The organism is Terrabacter sp. P5_B1 (genome assembly GCF_056400505.1).
Map to the genome: position 1 here is coordinate 1 of NZ_JBFULD010000443.1, position 2,701 is coordinate 2,701.

At 69.1% G+C, this 2,701-nt stretch carries 3 protein-coding genes; all 3 read left to right on the forward strand.

Annotation, left to right across the window (positions count from 1 at the left end; all coding sequences use genetic code 11):
• Positions 1-678 (forward strand): flavodoxin family protein (locus tag AC1DP0_RS20610; protein WP_478088200.1); only part of this gene is annotated, 678 nt, incomplete at its 5' end.
• 114 nt (positions 679-792) lie between these two features.
• Complete coding sequence (locus AC1DP0_RS20615) at positions 793-1,173, forward strand: SHOCT domain-containing protein (RefSeq protein WP_478088201.1); 381 nt, start codon at positions 793-795, stop codon at positions 1,171-1,173.
• Positions 1,174-1,192: 19 nt separating this feature from the next.
• A complete protein-coding gene (locus AC1DP0_RS20620; RefSeq protein WP_478088203.1) occupies positions 1,193-2,641 on the forward strand; it encodes a DUF2252 domain-containing protein in 1,449 nt (482 codons plus the stop codon).
• The last annotated feature ends 60 nt before the right edge of the window (positions 2,642-2,701 follow it).

The window sequence follows — 2,701 nt, forward strand, 5'->3', positions numbered from 1 at the left end:
ACCTACGTGAACTGCACCCTCAAGAAGAGCCCCGAGGTGAGCCACACCCAGGGACTCGTCGACGCGAGCGCTGCGATCATGCGCGAGCACGGCGTGACCGTCGAGGAGATTCGTCTCGTCGACCACGACGTCGCGACGGGCGTCTACCCCGACATGCGCGAGCACGGCTGGGAGACCGACGCATGGCCGGATCTCTACCCGGGCATCCTCGACAGCCAGATCCTCGTCGTCGCCGGCCCGATCTGGCTGGGTGACAACTCGAGCGTCACCAAGCGCCTCATCGAGCGGATCTACTCGCTGAGCGGGATGCTCAACGACCAGGGACAGTACCTCTTCTACGGCAGGGTCGCCGGCTGCCTCATCACCGGCAACGAGGACGGCATCAAGCACTGCGCCCAGAACGTCCTCTACAGCCTCCAGCACGTCGGCTACACCATCCCGCCCAACGCCGACGCCGGGTGGATCGGCGAGGCCGGCCCCGGGCCGAGCTACCTCGACCCGGGCAGCGGCGGGCCGGAGAACGACTTCACCAACCGCAACACGACCTTCATGACGTGGAACCTCATGCACCTCGCGAGGATGCTGCACGACGCGGGCGGCGTGCCGGCATACGGCAACGTGCGCTCCGTCTGGAACTCGGGTGAGCGCTTCGGGTGGCACAACCCCGAGTACCGCTGACGCGTCGGGAGGCACAGTCACCCCGTGGGGATGATGCCGCGCGCGATGGGTGACCAGACGATGGCTGTGAGCACACCCGTCTGGGTCGCTGCCCTACAGAAAGGTCGTCCTGACATGTCGTTCTGGGACATCATCTGGTTCATCATCGTCTTCTTCGCATTTGCGACGTACCTCATGGTGCTGTTCTCGATCGTCGCCGACCTCTTCCGCGACCCCGAGGTCTCCGGTGTGATGAAGGCGGTCTGGGTCATCTGCCTCGTGTTCTTCACCTTCATCACGGCGGTCGTCTACCTCATCGTCCGTGGTCGTGGCATGAACGAGCGGGCGGCGAAGAAGTACGAGGAGGCCCGCGCGGCGCAGGAGGACTACGTCCGGTCGGTGGCCGGCACGGGTCCCTCGGCCTCGGAGCAGATCGCCAAGGCCAAGGAGCTGCTGGACTCGGGTGCGATCTCCACCGAGGAGTTCACCTCGCTCAAGGCGAAGGCGCTGGCCTGATGTCCGGGCGGGCAGTCCGGTGAACGCCGCCGCTGAGGGCATGGTCCCGGAGGTCGGGGCCGCCCGCGCCGAGCGCGTCCGTGCGGCCACCGAACGTATGCCGGTCGCCGCGCACGCGGAGCTGGCGCCGTGGGCTGGTCGAGACCCTCTCGCGATCCTCGAGGAGCAGGGACGCAGCCGCGTGCCGGAACTGCTTCCCATCCGCTACGGCAGGATGCTCGCATCGCCCTTCGCGTTCTACCGGGGGGCCGCGGCGGTGATGGCGRCCGACCTCGCGGCGAGTGGCAGCACCGGCCTGACGGTCCAGCTGTGCGGCGACGCGCACGTGTCCAACTTCGGGCTCTTCGCGACGCCGGAACGCAAGCAGGTCTTCGACCTCAACGACTTCGACGAGACCTGGCCCGGACCGTTCGACTGGGACGTCAAGCGGCTCGCGGCCAGTCTCGAGATCGCCGGTCGTGGGAACGGGTTGCGTCGCAAGCAACGGCGAGCGCTGACCGCGGGAACCGTGCGCGCCTACCGTCAGGCGATGGCCGAGTTCGCCGCCCAGCCGGCCCTCGAGGTCTGGTACGCCCGCGCCGAGGTGCAACCGGGGTTGCCGCGCCTGACGGCGGCACTGCCGAAGGCCGCGAGGTCGGCCAGCCGCAAGGTCATCACCAAGTCGCGTGGACGGGATGCGGCCCACGCGGTGACGAAGCTGACGAAATCCGAGTTCGGCCAGCAGCGTTTCGTCAGCGACCCGCCGATCCTCGTGCCGGTGCGGGAGCTCGCGCCTGAGGTGGCCGACGACCTGACGACCCTCATGGACGCGCTCCTCGCGCAGTACCGCACCAGCCTCCAGCCCGATCGCCGCGTTCTCATCGACCGCTTTCAGGTCGTCGACATGGCCCGCAAGGCGGTCGGCGTCGGGTCGGTCGGAACGCGTGCCTGGCTCCTGCTCCTCGTCGACGAGCTGGGCAACCCCCTGCTGCTCCAGGCCAAGGAGGCCGTCGAGTCGGTCCTGGGGGCTCACCAGCCCTGGCCGTCGCTGGACAACCAGGGTCGCCGCGTCGTCGAGGGCCAGCGCCTCATGCAGGCAAGCAGCGACATCCTCCTCGGGTGGCAGCACGTCACCGGCATCGACGGCGTGGAGCGCGACTTCTACGTGCGCCAGTTCCGCGACATGAAGGGCGGCTTCGAGATCGAGACACTTGACGAGGCGACACTGGCGGTGCTCGGTCAGGTGTGTGCGTGGACGCTCGCTCGGGCCCATGCCCGCTCAGGTGACCCGCGGGACATCGCGCTCTACCTCGGCGCCCGGTCGCCGGGCGTCGGCTCAGGGGACGGGCAGGCAGGCGAGCCCGGAGCGGACTTCGACGAGGCGGTGGCGGAGTTCGCGGTGGCCTACGCCGACCAGAACGACCGTGACCACGCCGCGCTCGCGGCTGCCGTGGAGTCGGGGCGGTTGCCCGCGCGTCACGACCTGTGAGGATCGACCCCTGAGCGTGGTCGCGCGGCCGGGCCTCCGGCGGCGCGACCACGATCAGAG

Bases quoted from the DNA above. Each gene is read 5' to 3' on its own strand.
- AC1DP0_RS20615 (WP_478088201.1), top strand. From the start codon at position 793: ATGTCGTTCTGGGACATCATCTGGTTCATCATCGTCTTCTTCGCATTT.